Here is a 21,919-nt window from a genome sequence, read left to right as displayed (position 1 = left end):
TTCCCATCTCGAACACGACCGTTAAGCCCTCCAGCGTCGATGGTACTTGAACCGCAGGGTTCTGGGAGAGTAGAACGTTGCCAAGCAAAAGAAAAAAAAGAGTGTTTCTGGAACTTTTTCCGGAAACACTCTTTTTTTAATTGAAGTGTTCACTTAACGATGTTTTTGATCGTTAAAGGAAGCGTTTCGAGGCCATCGGTCACGTTAATGATGTTTTTCATTGTTAAAGCAAGGTTGTGGTGATGAGCTGGTACTTTTAGCGATGAAAAACATCGTTAAAGTGACAGATGCTCTCAACTCTTCATACTCAGGGTCATCGCCCAATAGAAGTTTCCATCCAATCAAGGAAATTCTTTAACAGCAGTTGGAGCCCGTATTCATTCCCTTTGCAACTCACCCAAGGACCAAAAACGCTCCTAAAAGTAATAAGGAGGTTCCCATATTTCTTATGGTTACTCTCCCTTTCGCTCAAGAAACAGACGCCTGCTGGCAATCCGTTTGAGCGCGGCATGTTCGGCACATTGTAGCTGAGGTAGATTCAAGTATGACAATAGCCGCGGTAAAGGGGCAGCTCATTAAGGCAAATAACAGGAGGTTTCTTTGTTACTGACTCGAATAAGCCCGTTTTTGCGGAAGGGTATAAAGCTGAGCAGTATCCATAGTCTGGGCAGTAGCATCCATAGATGAAAGAGAGCCAGGGTGATAACAATCTGATGATCTATCCAGGGATACATCATCCCAATAAGGATAAGTCCGATCCAGAGAAGATGCAACTGCACCTTCAGGACGAGCCGGATGGAGGCATAGCCCTCAGGCATAACACCATTCCAGAATAGTCCCAAGCGAAAGGACCAGCCCCGCATGGCCCCGCCAACAGTAAAATAAAAGAAAACCCGGACAATGACTATATGTGCTGCGAATATAAGGGGAGCGCCGATGATGAACGGCAGCCATAAGCCGTCGCTAATGCTTTTTCCAAGCAGAGTCAGGACCAGCACTAAATAAATTACCATTTTATAAATGGAATGCTCTTTTCTTTTCATAAGTTTGTAGTTGTAGATGGTTGTTTCTTTTGAAAGAGAAGATTCTAGTTGTCCCATAATTACTCGGTTACCTCCATGATGGTGCGATGTATGAATCCATTATTCATTCATTATTAATTCATTATTAATTCATTAATAATCCATATATCGGCAAGTGAGGGCAAGAATATAAGGAAGTGACGCAGCTCTATTTTGGATTAAAGCAAGATAACTAGTTTACGAGAGGTCATTTTTGGGCATACTGTTTGGATATCAAGCGCGGCGAGGTGAGCAAAATGGAAGAAACACAAACGGATAGTTGTATCATATGTGGGCAAAGGCATCAAAAGGGTATTTTGATTCTGGCGGCTTTTCTATGTGAGGATTGCGAGCTGGAGATTGTAGGAACGGATGTACATGATGTGAAATATCCGTATTTTGTGCACCAAATGGGGCAGGTTCTCTATAAAAAAAATGCATGAGGCATGCCGTCATTTACAAGAGTCTACCTCTCAGGCTAGATATTACCCGGCATCACGGATATAAACACGAATAGCTGCTTCTTTCAGCGAGTGCTTCAATCGCATGAGGGAACGGCTAATTTTTTTGCACAAAATATTATTTCCTTGCTGTCTTGCTGCTTCTCTTAGGAGATATTTTGATGTTTCCGATGTCCTCGATTTTTTCGCTATTTTCCTCTACTATAAGAATAATAAGGATATACCAATAAAACTAATATCCATTTTAACAAAGGGGATCAAGCCAAACATGACAGATTTATCAAAAATAGATAGAACTAGAGCACCCTTATTTGAGGCGATGGCAGCTCACTACCGGCGGAATGCCGTAAGCTTCCATGTACCAGGGCATAAATCAGGGGCGGGCGTCGACCCGGCAGCAAGCTTTTTCTATGAGGCTATGCTGGCTGTGGATTATACCGAAATTACGGGTCTGGACGATTTGCATCAAGCGGAGGGTGTGATTCTGGAGGCTCAGCGCTTGGCTGCGGAATGTTTTGGTGCGGAGGAAACATATTTTCTTGTTGGAGGCAGCACGGTTGGTAATTTGTCGATGATTACGGCTGTTTGCAACCCTGAGGATCTCATTCTAGTACAGCGGAACGTGCACAAGTCGGTTATCCATGGGCTGATGCTAGCGGGTGCGAGAGCCGTGTTCATTCCCCCTATGTGGGATGCGGCCAGTGGGATGGCTACAGGGGTTAAAGCCGAGGATGTGGAGACTGCTCTACAGGCTTATCCGGAGGCGAAGGGGCTCTTGATTTCCAACCCGAATTATTACGGCATGGGCGTGGATGTCCGGTCTCTGGCAGAGCTTCTTCATGCACATAATAAACCTTTGCTCGTTGATGAGGCGCATGGTGCCCATTTTGGCTTTCACCAGGAGCTGCCTCCTTCTGCGTTATCAAGTGGCGCTGATGTTGTTGTCCAGTCTACTCATAAGATGCTGACAGCCATGACTATGGGGGCTATGCTGCACGTGCAAGGGGATTTGGTTGACCGTACCGCGATCCAGCAAAGATTGTCCTTGCTCCAAAGTTCCAGTCCATCTTATCCGATTCTGGGATCGCTAGATTTGGCCAGACGCCAGGTTCATATGAACGGAGAAGCGTGGATCGAACGAGGCTTACAAGTTTTGAGAAATTTCAGCAATCTCCTATGTGAGCTTCCATGCTATGGAGTAATTTGTCAAAGTTTGCAGACGAGTGCTTATAGGTACAAAGATCCTTTTAAAGTTGGTATTTATGATGCTACTGGCACCCTATCCGGGCCTGCACTGCGGGAGAAGCTAGAGGATGCAGGCTGTTTTGTGGAAATGACGGATGCCAAGCATGTGCTGCTGCTCTTTACCCCTGCCTCTACCAATGCGGATGTACAGCGGGTATATCAAGCTTTAAGCAACATTTGTAGAGAGAGTCAGCTCGAAAAGAAGGAACTTTCGGGATTCATCACGAATATAGATAATCTACCCCCATTTACACAAATCTCCTCTCCCGTCGCTTTTAAACTTCAGGATCAGAGTAGTTTCAGCAAGGAGTCAGCACATCATACCGAGTTGGTAACGCTGGAAGCTGCAGTTGGCAGGCGGTCAGCGGATATGGTAATTCCCTATCCACCAGGTATACCTCTCTTATATTCAGGGGAAATTATTACAAAGAGCTGTGTACAATATTTGCAGGAGCTTGCCTCCTTAGGAATTAAATTTCAAGGGACACAACTGAGTCAATTGCATAAAATTAGGGTTTATATAAAATAAAGCTATACGTGTTTAGCAGCTTCAGGAGGACAGCATGAAAGGGATATTTATTACATTTGAAGGACCGGATGGAGCAGGGAAAACGACCCAGCTTCTAAGATTGGCGAAGGAGCTGCAGAGTATAGGGCACGAAATTGTCGTTACGAGGGAGCCGGGGGGAACGGCAATCAGTGACAAAATTCGCAGTATACTGCTTTCGCCAGACAACATAGAGATGGTGGACCAGACTGAAGTGCTGCTGTATGCTGCGTCAAGAGCACAACATGTGCACGAACGGATATTGCCGGCTTTAGATGCGGGAAAGGTGGTGCTTTGCGATCGCTTTATAGATGCGAGTGTAGCCTATCAAGCGTATGGCTTAGGGGTAGAAGCCGAGATGGTAAGGGCTATCAATCAGTTTGCCAGTTCCGGTTTGCAAGCAACAAGAACTTATTTATTGGATATACCGGTAGAGGTTAGCCAAGATCGGCTGCTGCAAAGAGCAGGGCAATCCGCACACGCCCCATTGGATCGGATAGAATTGAAGGGCTTTGAGTATCACAGTCGTGTGCGAGAGGGCTTTCATCATATTGCTGAGGAACAGCCGCAGCGAATTACTGTTGTGAATGCCAATCGAGCTGAGGATGAAATTGCCCGGGAAATTTTAACCGATTGTAAACGTTTGCTGGAACAATATTTTGCATTATGAAGAAAAACTATCTGGTATAGTTTATAATGAAGAGGGAGGAATCACCTATGAAATTAGTAATCGCTGTAGTACAAGATAAAGATAGCAACCGTCTATCCAATGCTTTGATTAAAGAGGGCTTCCGGGCGACTAAGCTGGCGAGCACAGGCGGATTTCTGCGTGCGGGCAATACGACCTTTATGATTGGTACGGAGGATGACAGGGTGCAGGAAGCGCTTCAGGTTATTCGGGCTAACTGCAAAATCCGCGAGCAGTTGGTTACACCTGTATCTCCAATGGGAGGAACTACGGATTCTTACATTCCATTCCCGGTTGAAGTTCAAGTAGGTGGGGCGGCCGTGTTTGTTCTGCCAGTAGAAAGATTTGAGCATTACTAAGCTGGATAAAGGGTGGGATCGTCCTTGAAAATTAATCCGGGGTGGCAGCCCATCGGGAAGAATGTCAAAGTGAATGATAATTCACTGCCGCAGCAAACGGCTCCCCGCAATTTTTCCGACATCATGCAGCAGAACAATGATAAGTTCTCCCAGGAACAGCTTGGTAAAATGATGCAGCAAATTACGCTGCAGGGAGACCGTCTGGCGAAATCCATGACGGTGCGCGAGCTGCGACAGTATAAAACGCTCGTCAAGCAGTTTCTTGAAGAAACTGCGCGGCGCGGCGTATCTCTTAGAGACACCAGGGGCTGGGATCGCCGTGGGCGCACTAAACGTTATAAGCTGCTGGAGGAGATCGATCGGGAGCTGCTGAATATGGCGGACGAGCTGCTGGAAAACGAGCAGGGGCGTATCGATATTTTACAGAGAATCGGTGAGATTCGAGGCATGCTGATTAACCTTTTATTTTAGAAAAGGAGATTGAAGCTGCTTAGTTAACTCATATAGTGGGATTTTCCCGGATGGAGTGTACAAGGTTATGTCCTTTCAAGCCATACGTGGTCAAGCTGCTGCAAAGAGACTTTTGCAAAACGGGCTTAGACACGATAAATTGTCTCATGCATATATATTTAGCGGTCCCATAGGGACTGGACGTGCTGAGATGGCGGTGGCGCTGGCCAAAGCCGTCTACTGCAGCACGATGGTGGAGGATGCTTGTGGAGAATGCCTGGAATGCCGTAAGGTAGAGCATCATAATCACGCGGATCTGCATATTGTTGAGCCGGATGGAGCTTCTATCAAGATTGAGCAGATCCGCCAGCTGCAGAAAGAATTCGCTTATCGGGCGACTGCCTCAGGAACGAAGATTTATATTATCCATCAAGCTGAGAAAATGACAGCTGCCGCAGCAAACAGCCTGCTGAAATTCCTTGAAGAACCAGCATCAAAAGTGATTGCGATCCTGATTACGGAAAATGGAAATGCACTGCTGCCAACGATTCAGTCGCGGGCACAATGGATCTCTTTTACACCGATGCCACGGGACGATTTGATTTGGAGCCTGCTGCAGGAAGGGCATCCTGAAGTGCTTGTGCGGCCAGCAGCTCATATGGCTGCAGGGATTGAAGCTGCTAAGGAATTAATTGTTTCAAATTGGTTTGCAGAAATGAGAAACGTAGTGTTACAATTAGCAAAGGAGACTCTAACTAGGTTTCCTTCATCTATAGTGACCGTTCAGCAAAAGCTGATAAAAACAGAACTGGCCGAACACATGTCGAATATATTCGACCTGCTGATTCTCTGGTTTAAAGATATGGTGCAGCTGCGATTAGGACGCAGAGACAAGCTGGTCTTTATGGATCAGCTCGATTGGATGGAATCTCTTGCATCTGGCAAAGAGGTATCGGATTGGGTGCGAATGATGGAGCAAGCGGTTCAACTGCAGAAGCGGCTTCGGTTTAATGCTAATACCCAACTGGTAGTAGAGAAAATGCTGGTTGAGATACAGGGGGTGTAACATGTATTCGGTAGTAGGTGTCCGCTTTAAGAAGGCGGGTAAAATATATTATTTCGATCCAATTGATCTTCCGATAGAGAAAGAAAATGCTGTGATTGTAGAAACCGCACGCGGCGTCGAATATGGCAGAGTTGTCATAGGTAAGAAAGAAGTTCGTGAGAATGATGTAGTTCTTCCATTAAAGAAGGTTATTCGTATAGCGGATCATCTCGATGCGGATCTGGTCGAAGAGAATAAGAAGGCGGCCAAGGATGCTTTCCAGACCTGTCAGGAGAAAATCAAGGATCATAGCTTAAAGATGAAGCTTGTAGATGTGGAATATACTTTTGACCGAAATAAAATTATTTTTTATTTCACAGCTGAAGGACGCGTCGACTTCCGGGAGCTTGTAAAGGACTTGGCCAGTATTTTCCGGACAAGAATTGAGCTTCGTCAAATCGGAGTACGGGATGAAGCCAAGATGCTTGGGGGCATTGGACCTTGTGGACGAATTCTCTGCTGCACTTCCTTCTTGGGGGATTTCGAGCCCGTATCGATTAAGATGGCGAAGGACCAGAATCTTTCCTTGAATCCGGCGAAAATATCAGGTCTATGTGGACGGCTTATGTGCTGCCTTAAATATGAGCATGATAATTATGAAAGTGCCAAGGATTCGCTGCCTACAGTTGGTAAGCAAGTTATCACATCTTTCGGTAATGGTAAGGTTCTAGGCTTGAATATGAATGATCGCACTGCCAAAGTACAACTGTTCGACCTTAAGAAAGTAATGGATCTGCCGCTTGATGATGTAGTAGAACAAGAGTAGCAGGAAATGGCTGCTAGAGGTGAAACCGTGAATAAACCCGATATTTTTGAGCAAATTGATCAGATGGAAGAGCGTATGGGCATTGCTCATGCTGAGCTTGGCGACCTAAAAAAGAAAATTGTAGCACTGCTTGAAGAGAACAAGCGACTGAGTATCGAAAATCAGCAGCTTCGAAAGCTGATGAGACAGGAAGAGGGCTCCACAGCAAATGAGTCGGGGAATATCGAGGAAGCCGCACCTCTCATAGGTGAGGGCTATGATAACCTGGCCAGGCTGTATATGGAGGGCTTCCATATATGCAATGTATATTACGGGCACCTTCGCACGGAAGGGGATTGCTTGTTCTGCTTATCGTTTCTAAATAAATAAAGCATGAATGGCCGTAGGGGATTCTCTCTACGGTTTTTCCATTACAGTGCAGAAAGGGATTCGGATGAACGAGGTACCGTTAACGGCAGCAGAACGAATCGATGATTTGCTGACGCATGGCTTGTATATTATCCAGAGTGAAGAAGTTTTCAGTTTTTCACTGGATGCGATACTATTAGCCAGATTTTGCAGTATGCCGCCAAAAGGGCGGGTGCTGGACTTATGTACAGGTAATGGAGTGGTGCCGCTGCTTCTAACGACTCGTTCCAAAGCAGAGATTTGGGGAGTTGAGATTCAAGAGAGGCTTGCAGATATGGCCAATCGCAACGTGAGGCTTAATGGGCTTGAGGATAGATTGCACATGCTTCAAGGTGATCTAAAGATGATTCACCAAACTTTGGGACATGGACAATTCGATCTTGTAACAGTGAACCCTCCCTATCTGCCAGTTCCAGCGGGTGAGCAAAATGTCAACGAGCATGTGGCTGCTGCGAGGCATGAGCTTTATTGTACGCTTGAAGAGGTAGTCGCAGCAGGCGCTAAGCAGGTGAGAGCAGGGGGCAAGTTTGCTATGGTACACCGGCCGACAAGGCTTGTTGATATCGTGTATTTCATGAGGAAGTTCCGTTTGGAGCCTAAACGCATTCGCTATGTGCATGCTAGAGCAGGGGAAGAGGCCATGATGGTACTTATAGAAGGCATGAAGGATGGAAAGCCAGAGATTCGCACGCTTCCTCCTCTAATCGTATATGACGAGCACAACCAGTATTGCAAAGAACTGATGGAAATTTATTATGGAGGGAAAACCTCCCTTTAAAATTATTTTATTATGTAAAGAGGGATTGTAGAATTGTTGAACTTACAAAAAAGCTATGCAGCGTCTGCGGGCGGACAAGCTCCAGGAACGCTATATCTGGTTGCTACACCTATTGGTAATCTGGAAGACATAACTTTCCGTGCGATCCGCACGCTTAAGGAAGTAGCACTTATTGCCGCGGAGGACACCCGGCAAACCCGCAAGCTGCTCACGCACTTCGAAATCACTGCGCGGCTCGTCAGCTATCACGAGCACAATAAGCAGGCCAGCGGCCCGGAGCTGGTCCGGCTGCTGCTTGAAGGGCAGAGCATCGCCCTTGTCAGCGATGCGGGACTTCCCGCCATCTCTGATCCAGGCTATGATCTGGTGAGGATGGCTTTAGAGAGCAGCATTCCAGTAGTACCGATTCCTGGAGCGAATGCAGCGCTATCTGCCTTGATCGCATCGGGACTGTCCACAGAACGCTTCACGTTCATTGGATTTCTGCCTAGAGAGAAGAAGTCCTTGACTCAGGAGTTGGAGCGGCTAAGGCTTCTACAGGGAACGCTACTGTTCTACGAATCGCCGCACCGTATTGTGAAGACACTGGAGCGTATGGCAGAGGTGTGGGGAGCAGAGCGCAACATTTGTCTGGCTCGGGAATTGACCAAAAAATTTGAGGAATTTGCCCGGGGGACAATTGCGGAGTGCTTAAAGCATCTAGAGGAGCATCCGCCACAAGGCGAATACTGCCTGATTGCCGAAGGTGACAACGGATCATCAGAAGAGTCCGCTACCTGGTGGCAAGCGCTGACCCTGGAGCAGCATGTAGACCATTATATGGAGCAGGGCTTAGACAAGAAGGAAGCTACGAAAAAAGTGGCCGCTGACAGGGATGTGCCCAAGCGGGATGTGTATAACGCTTTACTTGGAAAATAAGATTCCTGACCGTCTCCAGACAAAAAAAGATCTCTAATCCATACAGCTGAAAACAGCCAATAGATTAGAGATAAAGGAGATATGAAAAAGGTTAGAATTACCTAATGGAATGAATAATTTTATTATAACCTATTTTTCTTAATTTGTCACAGGGGTTGTCATTTCAGATAGGCAAACATTACAAACTATTTTTCCTCTGAAATAAGTAACGTTCTCTGCATTGCCGCAAAAAATGCAAGCAGGCTCGTATTTCTTAAGCATAATGCGCTCGCCGTCCACGTAAATTTCCAATGCATCCTTTTCGCCAATGCCCAAAGTGCGGCGAAGTTCGATTGGAATCACAACGCGGCCCAGTTCGTCGACCTTTCTAACAATACCAGTTGATTTCATCATATATGAATTTCCCCTTCCTAAAAATGAAAATTTTAATCGTCATAATTCGACATTCTTTTCTTGATTATGATACCAACGATTCCCAAAATAGTCAACCTTTATTTTGGCTAAATGGGACTTTTTTTTCCAAAAAAAATGATTATTTATTTTGGAGCAAGATTTGAAATAGCAGTAATAGCAAGGGTTTGTAAGACCTATACAACAGACAAAGAGGATCAAAGTGCTTATTCTTACTCGCTATGGGTGCCCATTATTATTGGAAAATGAGAAAATTGAATTCGACATTATTCGACAAGATTTTCGACATTTTCGACATCATTTAACATTTTATTTTTGTCTAAATTGTGACGTGCAGTAATTCCGAATATAATGAGTTTAGCTGGTAATTGTTTTATCAATTTCCCATATTCATTATTTCATTCAAAAGGAAGGTGTGTAGCATGAAAGAAGAAAAAGTGTTTAAGGACCCGGTTCATAAATACATATACGTACAGGATAAAACGATATGGGATCTTATTAATACTCGTGAGTTTCAACGTCTACGCCGCATCCGTCAGTTGGGAACGTCCTTCCTGACCTTTCATGGTGCTGAGCACAGCCGATTTTCTCATTCGTTAGGCGTATACGAAATCACACGGAAAATTATTTCCCAATTTGAGCGTAACCGATATGAGGATTGGCCGCAGGAAGAACGGCTGCTATGCCTTTGCGCCGCGCTGCTGCATGATCTGGGGCACGGGCCCTTTTCCCACTCTATTGAGAAAGCTTTTAATACGCATCATGAGGAGTGGTCCTGCAGGATCGTTCTGGGCGATACTGAAGTGAACGAAGTGCTGCGCCGGGTATCTCCCGATTTTCCAAAGCATGTGGCAGGTGTTATTTGCAAATCGTACAATAAAGAAATTGTGGTCAGCCTGGTTTCAAGTCAGCTTGATGCTGATCGCATGGATTATTTATTGAGGGATGCCTATTTTACCGGTGTCAATTATGGAACGTTTGATTTAGAACGCATTTTAAGAGTTGTAAGACCTTATAAAGGACATATCGTTGTAAAAGAGAGCGGCATGCATGCCGTGGAAGATTATCTCATGTCGCGCTACCAGATGTACTGGCAGGTATATTTTCATCCGGTTACCCGGAGTGCAGAAATTTTGCTGCAAAAAATATTTCAGCGCGCCAAACATTTATTCGAAGAACAATACAGCTTTGGCTTTATGCTTCCTCCCATACTGAGCTTGCTGGAGAATCGGCTGACGGTCGATGATTATTTCCTGCTCGACGAAGCGGTGATGCAGACTGTGCTGATGTTCTGGTGCTCGGAGAAGGACCCCGTCCTAGCTGATTTATGCAGTCGCTTCCTGAATCGCCGCTTATTGAAATATACAACCATGGAGAAGCCGTCACATGCTCTGCTTCAGAGGGTGAATAGCGCCCTGCTGGATGCCGGGTTTGACCCGGATAGTTACCTGGAAGTGGATTTCCCCTCGGACCAATCCTATGATATTTATCGTCCTGGTGAAAGTGATGAGAAGTTGCCTATTTTGCTGCTTGATAATAAGGAAGGGCTGACTGAAATTTCGCATAAATCCGATATCGTCCGTTCAATAAGCGGCATTCATATCGGCAGTTATCACCTTTACTATCCGGAAGAGCTGCTTGAGCGTATGAACCAGACTGAATATACGGATGTAGCTGAATTATTAAATAAACGCAAGTGAAAAGTAACCTGTACCAAGTACCTTAAAACATCTACACCAAGTACCCTATATATAGAAGAAACACAGAAGGAGACACCTATGCTAACAGATACGCACACACATTTAAATGCTGCCCAATTTGATGAAGACCGGGAAGAAGTTATTCAAAGAGCAGTGGATGCCGGGGTTACCCGGATTGTAAATATAGGATTTAACCGGGAGACCATTCCAACGTCCATGGAGCTTGCAGAAAAATACGATTTTATTTATTCCGCGATTGGCTGGCATCCGCAGGATGCCAAGGACATGCGTCCAGAAGATCTGGAGTGGATAGAGGAGCTATGCAAGCATGAAAAGGTTGTAGCCATCGGGGAGATTGGGCTGGACTATTACTGGGATACCTCTCCCAAGGAGACCCAGGACCGTGTCTTCCGCGAACAAATTCGTTTGGCCAAAAAAATCGGCATGCCGATCGTTATTCATAACCGGGATGCGCATCATGATATCATTCAGGTGCTTCGTGAGGAGAAAGCTGCGGAGGTAGGAGGCATCATGCATTGTTATTCAGGCAGCTGGGAGACGGCAAAATTGTGCCTGGATATGAATTTCTATATATCTTTCGGGGGACCTGTCACCTTCAAAAATGCAAAACAGCCCAAGGAGGTTCTTGCACAGGTTCCCTTGGACCGTCTTTTAATTGAGACCGATTCGCCTTACTTGACTCCCCATCCTCATCGTGGCAAGCGCAATGAAAGCTCGTATGTCAGGCTTGTGGCTGAAGCCGCCGCAGAAATAAGGGGAATGAGTCTGGAAGAGCTGGCGCAAATAACGACACAGAACGCCATCAAGCTGCTTGGAATTCGTTAAAAACAACTTTTTTCAGTCAAAATTTCTTATAAGTTTTGGAATTTCCGTCGTAAAACGACCCCGCATATATACGTGCAAAGTGCTAGGCTGAGCAAAGGTACTAACACATAAATGAGCGCAGCCGTAAAAAGGAGCGGAATGGTCAATAAGCAGGTTTGTACTGCCAATGTTGTCCAAATTAATTTCGCCAGAGATCCCGCTCTGCGGTTTTTGTCCAGCGGGTACATTTCAAACCAAAATGTGTACCGGTGAGCTTGCCCCAATGTAGATAGCTGAATGGTGCTTACCAGCAAGGTGACCAGCAGAACTACGGCCTTGGCTGCATCGTCGCTAAGCACATAAATCGCTAGCCCGGCAATGAGAGTAATCCGCAGTAAAATGGCAAAAAGCTCTGTCCGCAGCAATGTTTTGGTGTATATATATATGTAAGTGGAAGCTTGCTGAAACGGCAGCCTGGCCGTAATTCCACTTATCCAGCTTCTGTGCCGAATCTGAGCGGGCAGTTGGGGCACATCAACGAACCAATTGAAAAAGCCGTACAGCCTGGCCTGAAGCTGCTTCTCTTTCTCGATTAAATAATCCCAGCCGACCGTATATTGGTTAATGGAACGGGTGGCAGCAAACCATATGCAGATGCATAGAAGTGCGACGCCTCCAGCTATAAGCGCGCTATGCAGAAACAGCGTCCAGATGATAAGCAATGTCGCTATCCAGCGGCAGAGTGAGGTTGCCCTCCTTGTGTTTCTGTAAACGAAACGGCTTTCCTGCCAGGCTCCCAGCAGGTTGGCTGTTTTTATTAGGATCAGGAATAACAGCACCAGCAGGAAGGACTGGGTGGCTTCTCCTGCACAGTGCCGGTATAAAGGCCACAGCGCAATCAGCGCGATGAAGGTGAAGAAGCTTTGTACGATCAAGCTGTACACAAACCCGCCACGGAAATAGGCTCCTAATTTCAGCTCTGTTGGAAGCAGGAACATCCGGTCCGCATCCCTTAAGAGCGTGCGAATGGGACTGAGAACTAGCAGAGGGGCAAGGAGTAATTCAACAATCCAGATAAAGGGATAATTTGTCGGAAGCCGCTGTAAAGTTTTGGTATAATAATAGGAAGTAACAATGACTACAAGCAGCAAAAATAAGAGGAAATTACTTCTTACCGCATACTGCCAGTAGCCTATAGATTCTTTGGCGAACCTATCGAAGCGCTGCTTCCATAGGTTCTTTAGGTTTAGCTCGAAAGCTTTCATGTCGCACCGCCCTCATCCTGAACGAGGCTGTAGAACAGATCATCAAGTGACGCTCCGGGCAGCCCAGTTTGCAGACGGATTTCATCCAAATCGCCCTGGGCCGCTATGTGACCGCGATGCAGGACAACGTAGCGGTCGCAATATTTCTCGATTGTCGATAGAATGTGCGAGGAAATTAGGAAGCTGGCGCCCTTGCGCTTCATCCGCACCATCAGTTCAAGCAGTGAACGAATGGCCAGGGGATCCAGTCCCAGGAACGGTTCATCAATAATGTACAGTGAAGGTTCAATGAGAAAAGCATTCATAATCATTACCTTTTGCTTCATGCCTTTGGAGAGATGGCTGGAGAAGCTGTTCAGCTTGTCCTTCATCTGAAATTCGGCAAGAAGCGCATCGGAGCGAGCCGTGTAGACATCCTTCGACAGCCCGTAAGCCAAGGCTGTTAGCTCCAGGTGTTCCTTGATCGTAAGCTCTTCATAAAGCTCAGGACTTTCAGGCACATAAGCATAAGCAGCACGATAGGGAAGGGGACTTTCTTTTAAGGTTAATCCGTTGATCCGAATCGTTCCTTTTTGGGGATGAAGCAGTCCGAGAATATGTTTGATGGTCGTACTTTTACCTGCTCCATTCAGGCCGATTAAGCCGATCATTTCTCCTGGACGCAGGGCAAAAGTGATGTCGTGAAGCACAGGCTTACGCGGAATATAGCCCCCATAAAGGGTGTCTACCTGCAAAATGGGAATCATGTTATTCGCCTCCCTTTTCAGCAAAAAATTTACATTTCCATGGTATTTTCAACCATGAATATTATAAACGAATTCGCTTACAAATCATAATTTAGTCGCATTGCTCATGAAAAACGCCAAACGGATGTGTTATAGTGAGATAAACGTATCAATAACCTATATTACTGCTGAAATATCTCCATTTTTCCTGATTTCCGTCGTTTTTAGCTAGATTCGATACCTTTACAGGTGGGACATTACAGCGTAATATACTTTCATAATAACTTAATAACCTTTGCCAATTTTCCATTCGCTGAGTTCTTTTTTTTTGGGAAACGGGGGAACCGCTGTGAAGCTTCGAGAGTGACGTCACGTCGACTCGGATGCCAGCAGAATGTTTATCAGGGGTGAATCCGATTACGACGAACTGATCCAAGTTTGTGCGTATGAAGTAGGGCGACTCTCACGTCCGAATCCGTCAGCTAACCCCGTAAGCGTACGAAGAGGGAACGATTGTCGTGCCTTGTTGTATTTCATGTTGTATTTCACATGCCAACTAGAGCCACGGGAAGAGTCCTCTTTCCGCGGCTCTTTATTTGCTTTCTCAAAAACTTGGATATTTTCAGTAAGGGACTCATAGGATGATAGCAAAGGAGGTGCACTTCCAGGGCAATGTCGGTAATGGACCGGCAGTGCTGCTGTAAGAACCCCGCTGCAAAGCTGGAGGGTCATTAAGTTATCCAAATAAAACTTAGTCGCGTCATATCTATCATGCGTTACACTCGACGGCGAGGCTTTGAAGGAGGACCGAAGAAGTGGGCCTTATTTCCTATCAGGATACCCATGTAAAACGATCATCCAGCATGTCCTTCGCATTGCGATGGAAGCATGAAAACTTGCGTTTGATCTTAACACTAGCTGCTATTTCATTCGTAATGACTTTCATGTTTTTGGTGTTGTTGTACGGTACGGCTACCAAGAGCGTATCCGTAGTTGTGAATGGACAAGAAACCATTGTGCAAACGAAGCAATGGGTCCTGCAACGCCTACTGGATGAACAAGCCATAAAGATTGGCGAGCACGATCACGTTTCAGCATCCTTGACTGCAGAGCTCAAGGGGGGAGAAAAAATTTATATCGATCATGCAACCCCAATACAACTGACTGCCGACGGAGAGACCTCAACCGTTTACACAACTGCAAGAACGGTAGAAAGTGCCTTACTTGATTTAAATATTACTATTGGCGAGTTGGATCGAATTTCTCAGGAGCCGGATACTGCACTTTCGGCGAATTTACCAATACAAATTGTGAGGGTCAAAAAAGAGATAGAGCAAATCACAGAACCCATTGCGTTTGAAACAGAGAAGAAGAATGACGCTGAGCTGCTGAAAGGCAAAGAAAAGATTGTGCAAGAAGGCGCTCCCGGGGTCCTCGTAAAGAAAAAAGAAAAAGTGTTTGAAGATGGAGAACTTGTTTCAGAGAGCATTGTTGACGAAAAGGTTCAATCCGCAAGCGTGAAAAAAATAGTTGCTATTGGCACAAAAAATCCGGTAGTCACGTTATCGGCCTCTTCCGATGCCGGGCAAGAGGTATCGAAGGTATCCAAGAATGGTGTGACCTTTGATGTGAAGCAAGTTTTGAATAATGTAACCTTAACTGCCTACTCAGCTGATGTGGCTTCTACGGGCAAGTCAGAGGGCAGCCCGGGTTTTGGAATAACATTCACAGGGACCAAGGTGAGTGAAGGAAGGACAATCGCTGTTGACCCCAAGATTATCCCGTTAGGCTGGTGGGTGTATATCGAGGGAATCGGTCTCCGCAGAGCTGAGGATATCGGCGGCGCTGTAAAGGGAAAGAAGATTGACGTGTATTACGACAATCATGAATATGCCAATAAATTTGGTTTGAAACGCGGATATAAGGTTTATGTAATAGGACCCAAGAAACCCACTCAGAATTAAATGGATGATTTGTCCATGCAAAAATGGGTAATTGATGTTCCTTCCGGGCAAACTGGATAGAAATAAAGTATGGTCTGTGTAAAGGTGAAAGAAGAGGGGACCCCTCTTCTTTTTCTGCATGGTATAGGGCATTAACTATCGAGGCTGTTTACCTCCCGTAGAGGGAAGAGGTGCATCTATTGATTAAAGAAATCATTGTTGTTGAGGGTAAGAGTGATACCGCGGCTATACATAGAGCTGTAGAAGCTGAAACGATAGAAACCGGTGGTTCGGCAATTGGAGCTGCAGTGCTGCAGCGAATAATGCTAGCGCAGCAGCGGAGGGGTGTAATCATCCTCACGGATCCGGATCATGCCGGTGAACGTATACGGAAGATCGTAGCCGCTCGGGTGCCTGGCTGCAAGCACGCCTTTATTATACAGGAGCTGGCAGAGCATAAAGGGGACATAGGAATCGAGAATGCCTCACCTGAGGCGATAAGGGATGCTTTGGCGAATGTGAAGTCAGAGTACCAGGGGGCAGTATCCCAGCTAGCTTTTGACGATTTGATAAAAGCTGGTCTGATGCTGCATCCTGATGCGGCTGCCCGAAGGCTGGAAGTGGGCAAAACGCTCGGCATAGGCTATTGTAACGGTAAACAATTCTACAAACGCTGCACCATATTTCAAATATCCCGCGAGGAATTTGAAGCCGCAGTAGAACAATTGGATAGAAGAGGGCTAAAAGATGAATGAATCCGATGAAATAGTACCTGTGGATGTAGTACCCATGGATGTGGCCACACCCAAAAATACAAAGAATATAATAAAAAAGCACGGAATTGTCCTGAAAAAAAGCCTGGGGCAAAACTTTTTAACTGATCAAAATGTGCTGCATCAGATCGTAACCGCTGCGGAGCTTAGCAAAGATAAGGGCGCATTGGAAATTGGGCCAGGCATTGGCGCGCTGACGCAGCAGCTGGCCAAGACTGCCGGCCGTGTCATGGCCATCGAAATCGACCGCCGGCTGCTTCCTGTGCTGGCTGAGACGCTGTCGCCGTACCCCCATGCTTCTGTTATGCATGGCGATGTATTAAAGCTGGATCTGGCTGATCTGCTGCGCCAGCATTTTGAAGGCATGACCTCCGTGAGCGTTGTGGCCAATCTGCCTTACTACATCACGACTCCGATTATCATGAAGCTTCTTGAGGAGAAGCTGCCTCTGGAAAATATTGTCGTGATGATTCAGAAAGAAGTGGCGGAACGTATGACCGCCCAGCCGGGAAGCAAAGATTATGGCAGCCTGAGCATCGCTGTGCAGTTCTATTGCGAGCCCACCTTGGTCGGCATCGTTCCGCGCACGGTCTTCGTGCCGCAGCCGAATGTGGATTCAGCCGTTATCCGGCTGCGGGTACGTGAGAACCCGCCTGTGCAGGTAGAAGACGCCGATTTCTTCTTCGAAGTTGTCCGGGCCTGCTTTGTACAGCGGCGCAAAACCATCTACAACAACCTGCTGGTACGGTTTTTCAGCAAAGAAACCAAGAGTGAGCTTGAAGCGCTTCTCCTCTCCTGCGGCATTGACCCTATTCGCCGTGGCGAGACACTCAGCATGGAAGAGTATGCCCGTCTTGCAGCGGCGCTGAGCGGCCATTAAAGGCACCCGCACCATTTGCCCACTCCTGCCATAGGATAGTCAAGGAGGGGATTGTGCAATGAGGCAAGGCGACATTGTTACCCGGAAATCCTATGGCGGTGACATCCTTTTTAGAATTGAGCAGGTAGAGCGGCTCCAGGCCATGCTGCGCGGCGTCGATTTTCGATTGCTTGCCGATTCGCCATTGACGGATTTGGTGATCGCCGAATCCAGATTTTCCGATGAGCATCCGAGGGCGATCACCCCGCAATTTCGGGAATCGCTGCGCAAATTGGAGTTTTCCAAAGCAGAAATGCGGCAAAAGAATCAGCATGCCTTTGAGCTAAAAAAGCTCGCAGGCTCATCCTATTTTGAAATGCCTGGCAAAGTGCTGCATTTGGACGGAGACCCGGCTTATTTACGTAAATGCATGCAGCTCTACGGAGAGCTGAGGGTGCCAGCTGAAGGCTTCTATGTCCCGGAGCCTCAGATGCCGGAAGTGATATACCGCCTCCTGACACAGGTCAAGCCGGACATTCTGGTTATAACCGGCCATGACGGTATTCTTAAGCATCGCAGAAACGGGGATATGAACCAGTTAAGCAGCTACAAAAATTCGCTGCACTTCAAAAATGCAGTGCAGGTCGCCCGTCAATATGATCGCGACCGTGATTCGTTAACGATTATCGCGGGTGCTTGCCAGTCACATTTTGAAGCTTTGCTGCAGGCTGGAGCCAATTTTGCCAGTTCTCCGGCAAGAGTGTTGATTCATGCGCTTGATCCTCTTTGCATTGCAGCCAAGACGGCCTACACTTCGATTAAGGATACAATATCCATGCTTGATGTGATGGATCTTACGGCTACAGGTCTGGACGGACTTGGCGGTGTGGAGAGCAAAGGATGCTATCGGGTGGGAATTCCTGGCATACGTCCTGTGGAATTAAAGGCATGATAGGTCTGAAAGAAGCTGAAACACCTAGGAATACACATATTTGCTTAAGCGGGCCCTTTAATCTCCTAGCAGGAGTTAGGGGCTTTTTTTCATGTGCTGATTAAATGCTGAATATTTTCCAGGCAAAGGTGACAACCTGAAGAGAATGGAAATTCGAAAATTAGTCAGATATGCCGTTGACAATGGGTTTGTCGTACTGATATAATATTTGGTCCTCAAATTTGACAATAATGTGTTTCTAGGTTATAATCAATAAGGAAAGAGGTGGTAGTTGACAATGGCAAAAAATGCGCTATTGGAGATCAAACGCAGTTTGGAGCCCCATGTTGGGCAGAAGATCATGTTAAGAGCAAATGGTGGCCGCAGGAAGACCATCGAACGCTCCGGTGTTTTAGAAGAAACCTACCCTTCTGTTTTTATTGTGAAGCTTGATGAGGAACAACATGCATTTAAGAGAGTGTCTTACAGCTACTCCGATATACTTACGCAATCTGTAGAAGTGACCGTCTGTAATGATGACGGACAAGTTCAGATCACTTATATTCAACATTAACGGATATTCACGTTGGAAATACCGGCAGACCTCAGGGTCTGCTTTTTGTTTTGTATGGATGTTGAGATTATGTAGCATAATAAGCCGAATCAAACAAAGGGAGGCTTACCTATGGGAAGAAGAAGGAGAGGCTTAATGTCGGAGAACTTCAAATCCGAGTTGGCCAAGGATCTTGGATTTTATGATGTTGTTCAGAGGGACGGCTGGGAAGGCATACGAACCAAAGATGCTGGCAACATGGTGAAGCGGGCCGTTCAAATTGCCCAGGAGCATCTGGCTAAACAGAATTCTAACTTCAGACAGCCTTAGCGGCACAAGATTCTGAAATGAAGTTCGACATAGTCATGGATTTGATCGATTTCTCCACTTGTTCTTAGCTTTTCTCTTGCTCTTTTGTTATAATATGCTGACGGCAAACGAGCAAAAGAAGGTGGAGCATGAAGATTTTTGAGAAAGCACCAGCAAAAATCAATCTATCCCTAGATGTTTTATATAAAAGAGAAGATGGCTACCATGAAGTAGAGATGGTTATGACCATGGTGGATCTGGCAGACCGCATTGAAATGCAGGAGCTTCCCCGGGATACCATCATCATTTCAAGTCAGGCCGGATATATCCCGCTCGATGAGAAGAACTTGGCTTTTCAAGCGGCTAGATTGATTAAAGACAGATACGAGGTCAAGCAGGGCGTATACATTCATTTGAACAAGAAGATTCCGGTGGCTGCAGGGTTAGCGGGCGGAAGCAGCGATGCTGCAGCAGCTCTAAGAGGGCTGAATCGGCTTTGGAAGCTTGGAATCCCTGAAAAGGAATTGCAGACGCTGGGAGCGGAGCTTGGCTCTGACGTTCCATTCTGCATCAGCGGAGGGACAGCCGTGGCTAGAGGCCGTGGTGAGAAGCTTGAGCCTATAGCATCTCCCCCGCAGTGCTGGGTTATTCTGGCTAAGCCGCCAATCAACGTGTCAACCGCAGAGATTTATGGGAAGTTTAATGCAAAGAAGATAAAGAGACAACCGTCTACACCTAATATTCTGGCTGCAATCCAGAACAGAAGCTTCGATAAGCTCTGTGAAGGACTAGGAAACGTACTCGAGGATGTAACGCTTCATTCGTATCCGGAGGTGCGTCATCTGAAGGAATGCATGCAAAGGCTTGGAGCAGACGGTGTGCTGATGTCAGGCAGCGGCCCTACAGTTTTTGGTTTGGTCTCCAAGGAAGCCAAGGTTCCCCGGATTTATAACGGCTTGCGCGGGTTTTGCAAAGACGTATATGCGGTTAGGATGTTAACCTAAGGTTGCATCCTTTTTTTATGTCTATTTATAATGGCAGAATATAGTGGCAGAAGAAACTTGGATTTCAAGTGATACTTGAATAAATACGTATAACAATGATATATTTTCAGTATATTATTCGTGTTTTGGGGAGGTGAGCTGATGAAAAAGTTGAAAAGGAGCGCCAGACTGGTGGAAATGACGCAGTATTTGTTGTTTCGTCCGCATACACTAATTCCTTTAACGACTTTTGCCGAGCGTTACAGCTCTGCTAAATCCTCTATCAGCGAAGACTTGGTCATTATTAAGGAAGTATTCGAGGAAGAGGGCCTGGGAGACCTGCATACGCTGGCAGGTGCAGCCGGTGGAGTGAAGTTTACGCCCAAGATGCCTAAGGAAGCTTCTTTATCTTTCATACAGAATCTGTGTCAGAAGCTGCAGGAGCCGGAGCGCATTCTACCTGGTGGTTATCTGTACATGTCGGATATCATGGGGCAGCCCCATTATTTAAATGAGATCGGGAAAACCTTCGCTTCTGCTTTTGCCAATCGGGATATCGATGTCATTATGACTGTTGAGACCAAAGGCATTCCGCTGGCGTATGCTACAGCCTCTTTTATGAACATTCCTGTTGTTATTGTCCGCAGGGACAGCCAGGTGACGGAAGGGTCGGCGGTTAGCATTAATTACGTTTCCGGTTCGGATAAGCGTATTAAGACAATGTCACTTGCCCGGAGAGCGCTCAAGGAAGAAGCTAAGGTGCTGATTATTGATGATTTCATGCATGTAGGCGGAACGATCCACGGTATGATGGATTTATTGAAAGAATTTAAGGGAACCGTTCAGGGCGTGGGAGTATTTATGGAATCAAGTGAGGTTGAGGAGCATTTGGTCGAGGATTACGTTTCTTTGGCTAAGCTCAATGGTGTGGATTCCAAAACGAGAAAAATTAGTGTGGATCTAGGAAATTACTTTCATTAAAGAAGAGGAGAAATAACGATGGAATTGATCTCAACAAGCGGGGCACCGGCGGCTATAGGACCTTATTCACAAGCGATTCAGTTAGGGAATCTGCTGTTTACGTCTGGACAAATACCGTTAGGGCTTGATGGACAAGTTGTAGAGGGTGGCATAAGGGAACAAGCTCATCAAGTGTTTGCTAATTTGAAGGCGGTATTGGCGGCTGCAGGAGCTAATTTTGATGATGTAGTGAAGTCGACGGTGTTCATCAAGGATATGAATCAATTCGCAGAGCTCAATGAAGTGTACGCTTCGTACTTCGGAGATCATAAGCCAGCGCGTTCTACCGTTGAGGTTGCACGCTTGCCAAAGGATGTTTTTGTCGAAATAGAAGTGATCGCCGCTATTCCTGTCGAAAAAAATTAAATATAAAAAAATATAAGAAAAAATTTGAAATTTATTAAAAAAGCAGCAGGAATTTACACTAAAATGTGGAATTATACACCTAGTCTTACCGACGCAAAAAGGTGGTGAACACAAGTGCAAATTACAGATGTTAGACTCCGCCGGGTCAACTCCGAGGGGAGAATGAAGGCGATTGCTTCCATTACCATTGATAATGAATTCGTCGTTCACGACATTCGTGTCATAGACGGAAACAATGGAATGTTCGTGGCTATGCCTAGTAAGCGAACCCCAGATGGCGAGTTTCGTGACATCGCACATCCGATTTCTTCCACAACCCGTGAGAAAATTCAAGCTGCTGTATTGGCTGAATATGATCGTGCTGCTGTTGAGGAAGAGGTCATCGAAGAAGGTGCTTAATAACGAAAAAAATGGGAGAACCTCAGAGCAACAGCAGAGGTTCTCTTTTCTTTTTATGAAAATTAGGCTAT

General features: G+C 46.1%; 26 protein-coding genes, 1 rRNA gene and 1 riboswitch. Of the genes, 23 read left to right on the top strand and 4 right to left on the bottom strand.

Annotated elements, in window-relative coordinates:
* Positions 1-86, top strand: a 5S ribosomal RNA gene (rrf, locus tag J2Z66_RS37770); the annotation flags it as partial.
* 489 nt (positions 87-575) lie between these two features.
* Here the strand turns inward: rrf and J2Z66_RS37765 are convergent.
* Complete coding sequence (locus tag J2Z66_RS37765) at positions 576-1,100, bottom strand: hypothetical protein (RefSeq protein WP_209978399.1); 525 nt, start codon at positions 1,098-1,100, stop codon at positions 576-578.
* A gap of 218 nt (positions 1,101-1,318) precedes the next feature.
* Between J2Z66_RS37765 and J2Z66_RS37760 the strand changes: the two genes are divergently transcribed.
* The 10 genes from J2Z66_RS37760 (at position 1,319) to rsmI (ending at position 8,786) form a co-directional block, all read left to right on the top strand.
* Positions 1,319-1,504 carry a sigma factor G inhibitor Gin gene (locus J2Z66_RS37760; RefSeq protein WP_209978397.1) on the top strand — a complete coding sequence of 62 codons (186 nt, stop codon included), beginning with the start codon at positions 1,319-1,321 and terminating at the stop codon, positions 1,502-1,504.
* Between the two features lie 286 nt (positions 1,505-1,790).
* On the top strand, positions 1,791-3,296 hold the full coding sequence (locus tag J2Z66_RS37755; protein WP_209978395.1) for an aminotransferase class I/II-fold pyridoxal phosphate-dependent enzyme: 1,506 nt from the start codon (positions 1,791-1,793) through the stop codon (positions 3,294-3,296).
* A gap of 34 nt (positions 3,297-3,330) precedes the next feature.
* Positions 3,331-3,984 carry a dTMP kinase gene (gene tmk, locus J2Z66_RS37750; RefSeq protein ID WP_209978393.1) on the top strand — a complete coding sequence of 218 codons (654 nt, stop codon included), beginning with the start codon at positions 3,331-3,333 and terminating at the stop codon, positions 3,982-3,984.
* 47 nt (positions 3,985-4,031) lie between these two features.
* The gene (darA, locus tag J2Z66_RS37745) at positions 4,032-4,361 is read left to right on the top strand and encodes a cyclic di-AMP receptor DarA (protein WP_209978391.1); all 330 of its coding nucleotides are present in this window, start codon (positions 4,032-4,034) and stop codon (positions 4,359-4,361) included.
* Positions 4,362-4,385: 24 nt separating this feature from the next.
* Positions 4,386-4,832 carry a YaaR family protein gene (locus J2Z66_RS37740; RefSeq protein WP_209978389.1) on the top strand — a complete coding sequence of 149 codons (447 nt, stop codon included), beginning with the start codon at positions 4,386-4,388 and terminating at the stop codon, positions 4,830-4,832.
* 67 nt (positions 4,833-4,899) lie between these two features.
* The gene (gene holB / locus J2Z66_RS37735; protein WP_209978388.1) at positions 4,900-5,877 is read left to right on the top strand and encodes a DNA polymerase III subunit delta'; all 978 of its coding nucleotides are present in this window, start codon (positions 4,900-4,902) and stop codon (positions 5,875-5,877) included.
* A gap of 1 nt (position 5,878) precedes the next feature.
* Positions 5,879-6,682 carry a PSP1 domain-containing protein gene (locus tag J2Z66_RS37730; protein WP_209978386.1) on the top strand — a complete coding sequence of 268 codons (804 nt, stop codon included), beginning with the start codon at positions 5,879-5,881 and terminating at the stop codon, positions 6,680-6,682.
* A 27-nt stretch (positions 6,683-6,709) separates the two neighbouring features.
* On the top strand, positions 6,710-7,051 hold the full coding sequence (gene yabA / locus J2Z66_RS37725) for a DNA replication initiation control protein YabA (protein ID WP_209978413.1): 342 nt from the start codon (positions 6,710-6,712) through the stop codon (positions 7,049-7,051).
* Between the two features lie 64 nt (positions 7,052-7,115).
* Positions 7,116-7,868 carry a tRNA1(Val) (adenine(37)-N6)-methyltransferase gene (locus J2Z66_RS37720; protein ID WP_209978384.1) on the top strand — a complete coding sequence of 251 codons (753 nt, stop codon included), beginning with the start codon at positions 7,116-7,118 and terminating at the stop codon, positions 7,866-7,868.
* Between the two features lie 33 nt (positions 7,869-7,901).
* The gene (rsmI, locus tag J2Z66_RS37715; RefSeq protein WP_209978382.1) at positions 7,902-8,786 is read left to right on the top strand and encodes a 16S rRNA (cytidine(1402)-2'-O)-methyltransferase; all 885 of its coding nucleotides are present in this window, start codon (positions 7,902-7,904) and stop codon (positions 8,784-8,786) included.
* 138 nt (positions 8,787-8,924) lie between these two features.
* On the opposite strand, the gene J2Z66_RS37710 is transcribed toward rsmI, so the two are convergent.
* Positions 8,925-9,179: an AbrB/MazE/SpoVT family DNA-binding domain-containing protein gene (locus tag J2Z66_RS37710; RefSeq protein ID WP_209978380.1), complete on the bottom strand. Its 255-nt coding sequence runs from the start codon at positions 9,177-9,179 to the stop codon at positions 8,925-8,927.
* A 440-nt stretch (positions 9,180-9,619) separates the two neighbouring features.
* On the opposite strand from J2Z66_RS37710, the gene J2Z66_RS37705 reads away from it, so the two are divergent.
* Both J2Z66_RS37705 and J2Z66_RS37700 read left to right on the top strand, forming a co-directional pair.
* The gene (locus J2Z66_RS37705; RefSeq protein ID WP_209978378.1) at positions 9,620-10,897 is read left to right on the top strand and encodes an HD domain-containing protein; all 1,278 of its coding nucleotides are present in this window, start codon (positions 9,620-9,622) and stop codon (positions 10,895-10,897) included.
* A gap of 78 nt (positions 10,898-10,975) precedes the next feature.
* Positions 10,976-11,743, top strand: coding sequence for a TatD family hydrolase (locus tag J2Z66_RS37700; RefSeq protein ID WP_209978376.1), 768 nt, complete (start codon positions 10,976-10,978; stop codon positions 11,741-11,743).
* Between the two features lie 26 nt (positions 11,744-11,769).
* Here J2Z66_RS37700 and J2Z66_RS37695 read toward each other — a convergent pair whose 3' ends face one another.
* Positions 11,770-12,987 carry an ABC transporter permease gene (locus tag J2Z66_RS37695; protein ID WP_209978374.1) on the bottom strand — a complete coding sequence of 406 codons (1,218 nt, stop codon included), beginning with the start codon at positions 12,985-12,987 and terminating at the stop codon, positions 11,770-11,772.
* Entirely contained in the window at positions 12,984-13,733 is a 750-nt protein-coding gene (locus tag J2Z66_RS37690; RefSeq protein ID WP_209978372.1) for an ABC transporter ATP-binding protein, read from the bottom strand. Before J2Z66_RS37690 ends, J2Z66_RS37695 begins: the two co-directional genes overlap by 4 nt.
* Before the next feature lie 280 nt (positions 13,734-14,013).
* Positions 14,014-14,225: riboswitch (cyclic di-AMP (ydaO/yuaA leader) on the top strand.
* Positions 14,226-14,527: 302 nt separating this feature from the next.
* Here J2Z66_RS37690 and J2Z66_RS37685 point away from each other — a divergent pair.
* The 10 genes from J2Z66_RS37685 to spoVG all read left to right on the top strand — a co-directional run bounded on the left by J2Z66_RS37685 (position 14,528) and on the right by spoVG (position 21,848).
* On the top strand, positions 14,528-15,676 hold the full coding sequence (locus J2Z66_RS37685) for a resuscitation-promoting factor (protein WP_312894983.1): 1,149 nt from the start codon (positions 14,528-14,530) through the stop codon (positions 15,674-15,676).
* A gap of 179 nt (positions 15,677-15,855) precedes the next feature.
* The gene (gene rnmV / locus J2Z66_RS37680; protein ID WP_209978371.1) at positions 15,856-16,410 is read left to right on the top strand and encodes a ribonuclease M5; all 555 of its coding nucleotides are present in this window, start codon (positions 15,856-15,858) and stop codon (positions 16,408-16,410) included.
* Positions 16,403-17,308 (top strand): 16S rRNA (adenine(1518)-N(6)/adenine(1519)-N(6))-dimethyltransferase RsmA, encoded by a 906-nt coding sequence (gene rsmA, locus J2Z66_RS37675; RefSeq protein WP_281068935.1) that lies wholly within the window; start codon positions 16,403-16,405, stop codon positions 17,306-17,308. The genes rnmV and rsmA overlap by 8 nt, the downstream gene beginning before the upstream one ends.
* A 58-nt stretch (positions 17,309-17,366) precedes the next feature.
* Complete coding sequence (gene yabG / locus J2Z66_RS37670; protein WP_209978369.1) at positions 17,367-18,239, top strand: sporulation peptidase YabG; 873 nt, start codon at positions 17,367-17,369, stop codon at positions 18,237-18,239.
* Positions 18,240-18,516: 277 nt separating this feature from the next.
* Positions 18,517-18,792 (top strand): biofilm formation stimulator Veg, encoded by a 276-nt coding sequence (veg, locus tag J2Z66_RS37665; RefSeq protein WP_090794904.1) that lies wholly within the window; start codon positions 18,517-18,519, stop codon positions 18,790-18,792.
* 111 nt (positions 18,793-18,903) lie between these two features.
* Positions 18,904-19,101, top strand: a complete 198-nt coding sequence (locus J2Z66_RS37660) for an alpha/beta-type small acid-soluble spore protein (protein WP_209978367.1) — start codon at positions 18,904-18,906, stop codon at positions 19,099-19,101.
* Positions 19,102-19,229: 128 nt separating this feature from the next.
* Positions 19,230-20,084, top strand: coding sequence for a 4-(cytidine 5'-diphospho)-2-C-methyl-D-erythritol kinase (ispE, locus tag J2Z66_RS37655; RefSeq protein WP_209978364.1), 855 nt, complete (start codon positions 19,230-19,232; stop codon positions 20,082-20,084).
* A 141-nt stretch (positions 20,085-20,225) separates the two neighbouring features.
* Entirely contained in the window at positions 20,226-21,044 is an 819-nt protein-coding gene (purR, locus tag J2Z66_RS37650) for a pur operon repressor (RefSeq protein ID WP_209978351.1), read from the top strand.
* An 18-nt stretch (positions 21,045-21,062) separates the two neighbouring features.
* The gene (locus J2Z66_RS37645) at positions 21,063-21,449 is read left to right on the top strand and encodes a RidA family protein (RefSeq protein ID WP_209978349.1); all 387 of its coding nucleotides are present in this window, start codon (positions 21,063-21,065) and stop codon (positions 21,447-21,449) included.
* 114 nt (positions 21,450-21,563) lie between these two features.
* Positions 21,564-21,848, top strand: a complete 285-nt coding sequence (spoVG, locus tag J2Z66_RS37640; RefSeq protein WP_028557369.1) for a septation regulator SpoVG — start codon at positions 21,564-21,566, stop codon at positions 21,846-21,848.
* The last annotated feature ends 71 nt before the right edge of the window (positions 21,849-21,919 follow it).

The organism is Paenibacillus eucommiae, from assembly GCF_017874215.1.
Taxonomy (GTDB): domain Bacteria; phylum Bacillota; class Bacilli; order Paenibacillales; family NBRC-103111; genus Paenibacillus_AI; species Paenibacillus_AI eucommiae.
Note: the sequence above shows the minus strand (reverse complement) of the source record. Positions and strands in the feature narration are given on the sequence as shown.

Bases quoted from the DNA above. Each gene is read 5' to 3' on its own strand.
- purR (WP_209978351.1), top strand. From the start codon at position 20,226: ATGAAAAAGTTGAAAAGGAGCGCCAGACTGGTGGAAATGACGCAGTAT.
- holB (WP_209978388.1), top strand. From the start codon at position 4,900: ATGTCCTTTCAAGCCATACGTGGTCAAGCTGCTGCAAAGAGACTTTTG.
- J2Z66_RS37705 (WP_209978378.1), top strand. From the start codon at position 9,620: ATGAAAGAAGAAAAAGTGTTTAAGGACCCGGTTCATAAATACATATAC.
- J2Z66_RS37645 (WP_209978349.1), top strand. From the start codon at position 21,063: ATGGAATTGATCTCAACAAGCGGGGCACCGGCGGCTATAGGACCTTAT.
- veg (WP_090794904.1), top strand. From the start codon at position 18,517: ATGGCAAAAAATGCGCTATTGGAGATCAAACGCAGTTTGGAGCCCCAT.
- J2Z66_RS37755 (WP_209978395.1), top strand. From the start codon at position 1,791: ATGACAGATTTATCAAAAATAGATAGAACTAGAGCACCCTTATTTGAG.
- darA (WP_209978391.1), top strand. From the start codon at position 4,032: ATGAAATTAGTAATCGCTGTAGTACAAGATAAAGATAGCAACCGTCTA.
- J2Z66_RS37710 (WP_209978380.1), bottom strand. From the start codon at position 9,179: ATGATGAAATCAACTGGTATTGTTAGAAAGGTCGACGAACTGGGCCGC.
- J2Z66_RS37660 (WP_209978367.1), top strand. From the start codon at position 18,904: ATGGGAAGAAGAAGGAGAGGCTTAATGTCGGAGAACTTCAAATCCGAG.
- rsmA (WP_281068935.1), top strand. From the start codon at position 16,403: ATGAATGAATCCGATGAAATAGTACCTGTGGATGTAGTACCCATGGAT.
- ispE (WP_209978364.1), top strand. From the start codon at position 19,230: ATGAAGATTTTTGAGAAAGCACCAGCAAAAATCAATCTATCCCTAGAT.
- J2Z66_RS37700 (WP_209978376.1), top strand. From the start codon at position 10,976: ATGCTAACAGATACGCACACACATTTAAATGCTGCCCAATTTGATGAA.
- J2Z66_RS37690 (WP_209978372.1), bottom strand. From the start codon at position 13,733: ATGATTCCCATTTTGCAGGTAGACACCCTTTATGGGGGCTATATTCCG.
- yabG (WP_209978369.1), top strand. From the start codon at position 17,367: ATGAGGCAAGGCGACATTGTTACCCGGAAATCCTATGGCGGTGACATC.
- J2Z66_RS37760 (WP_209978397.1), top strand. From the start codon at position 1,319: ATGGAAGAAACACAAACGGATAGTTGTATCATATGTGGGCAAAGGCAT.
- J2Z66_RS37730 (WP_209978386.1), top strand. From the start codon at position 5,879: ATGTATTCGGTAGTAGGTGTCCGCTTTAAGAAGGCGGGTAAAATATAT.
- J2Z66_RS37720 (WP_209978384.1), top strand. From the start codon at position 7,116: ATGAACGAGGTACCGTTAACGGCAGCAGAACGAATCGATGATTTGCTG.
- tmk (WP_209978393.1), top strand. From the start codon at position 3,331: ATGAAAGGGATATTTATTACATTTGAAGGACCGGATGGAGCAGGGAAA.
- J2Z66_RS37765 (WP_209978399.1), bottom strand. From the start codon at position 1,100: ATGGGACAACTAGAATCTTCTCTTTCAAAAGAAACAACCATCTACAAC.
- J2Z66_RS37695 (WP_209978374.1), bottom strand. From the start codon at position 12,987: ATGAAAGCTTTCGAGCTAAACCTAAAGAACCTATGGAAGCAGCGCTTC.